General features: G+C 52.0%; 2 protein-coding genes. Both read left to right on the top strand.

All coding sequences use genetic code 11. From position 1 onward, the window contains the following. On the top strand, window positions 1-982 hold a 982-nt coding region (locus tag H7698_RS31040; RefSeq protein ID WP_208525918.1), incomplete at its 5' end, for a restriction endonuclease subunit S. After that, window positions 979-1971: AAA family ATPase (locus tag H7698_RS31035; protein ID WP_194693892.1), on the top strand; the 993-nt coding region annotated here is incomplete at its 3' end. The genes H7698_RS31040 and H7698_RS31035, both read left to right, overlap by 4 nt.

Raw genomic sequence — 1971 nt, 5'->3', positions numbered from 1 at the left:
AATATCCAAGAACAATGTTGGCACAGGGGTAATGTCTCCCCTATATACCGTCTTCAGGTTTTCCAGCAGTGACAATGATTTCTTTGCCCACTACTTCAAATCGACGCATTGGCATCATTACATGCGTCAAGCTTCGAGTACCGGTGCAAGACATGATCGCATGAGCATCCCGAATGGTGACTTCATGTCTCTGCCTCTTCCTGTCTCAAATCCAAAAGAACAACAAAAAATCTCCGACTGCCTGTCTTCCCTCGACGATCTGATTGCGGCGGAAACTCACAAGCTGGATGTCCTCAAGACACACAAAAAGGGCCTGATGCAGCAGCTTTTCCCCAGCGAGGGCGAAACCGTCCCCTACCTCCGTTTTCCAGAGTTTCGGGATACGAAAGCGTGGGAACCAACAACCGTGGGGGAAATTGCGAACTTCAAATCTGGGGGCACGCCCTCCAAAGGGAACCCCGCGTTTTGGAATGGCTCGATTCCATGGGCTTCCGCAAAGGACATGAAGCAGTTGTTTTTAGATGACACCGAAGACCACATAACCTCGATAGCCGTCGATAATGGAGCAAAGCAGGTGCCCGCTGGCACTGTTTTGATTCTAACGCGTGGGATGACTTTGCTTAAAGATGTACCTATCTGCATTCTGAATCGTCAAATGAGCTTTAACCAAGATGTAAAAGCACTAGAGCCAAAAGGGGATTTTGACGGCCGTTTTCTGGCGTATCTTCTGCTGAGTTGCAAGCAACGACTGCTCAGCTTGGTTGACATCGCTGGTCACGGAACGGGGCGACTCGATACGGACAAGTTGAAGGAGTTCGATGTGATGCTTCCGCAGCCAACCGAGCAGCAGCGCATCGCCGATTGCCTATCTTTACACGATGGTCTTGTCGTCGCGCAGGGCCTGAAGATCTACGATCTCAAAGTCCACAAAAAGGGTTTGATGCAGCAGCTTTTTCCTGCGTTGGACGAGGCGCAGGTATGAAGCCAGGACAACCTTTCGCTGATCTTCCCAGGCTGGCTGCCCATCTGCGGCAGGGACTGGAGAACAAGAAGGCCATCCTGCTCTATGCCTATAACGGCACCGGCAAGACGCGACTATCCATGGCTTTCAAGGACATCGGAAAGCAAGGCGATGCCCGCGACACGCTCTACTTCAATGCCTTCACCGAGGATCTGTTTCACTGGGACAACGATCTTGATGGGGACAGCGAGCGCAGGCTTACATTAAATGCTGATTCTCGCTTCTTTGCCGGCCTGAACGAGCTGGAAATGGACAACCGCATCCGCCCACTGTTGCAGCGTTATGCGGATTTTGATTTCCGCATCGACACGCAGGAATGGGCGGTGAACTTCTCGCGCACGGTGGACGGGCAGGTCATCGACAATATCAAGGTGTCGCGCGGCGAGGAAAACATCTTTGTCTGGTGCTTCTTCCTTGCAATCGTGGAACTGGCACTGGACGGTGCAGAGGCTTATCAGTGGGTGAGGTACATCTATATTGACGATCCGATATCGTCGCTGGATGAGCACAACGCGATTGCCGTGGCCAATCACCTCGCACAACTGCTCAAACGGCCGGACAGCAAGCTTAAGACCGTCATTTCGACGCACCACACCCTGTTTTTCAATGTGTTGTGCAATGAGCTGAAAAATGCCAAGCGGTATTTCGTCAACAAAGTCTCAGCAGGCAGTAGCTATTTCTTGCGGGAGGAAACGGGCGATACGCCATTCTTTCACCATGTAGCTGCTTTGGCTGAGCTGTATCAGGCTGCGCAGGAAGACCGGCTATTCACCCACCACTACAACATGCTGCGCACCATATTGGAGAAGACGGCAAGCTTTCACGGGCACAAGAGTTTTTCTGTCTGCATAAAGCAAAACGATGATGATCCGGACGGCGTCCTGCACGCGCGCCTGATCAACATCTTAAGCCACGGCAACTATTCACTGTTCGAGCCCCAGCAAATGCTG

The organism is Pseudomonas sp. p50(2008), assembly GCF_015351605.1.
Classification (GTDB): Bacteria; Pseudomonadota; Gammaproteobacteria; order Pseudomonadales; family Pseudomonadaceae; genus Aquipseudomonas.
Note: the sequence above shows the minus strand (reverse complement) of the source record. Positions and strands in the feature narration are given on the sequence as shown.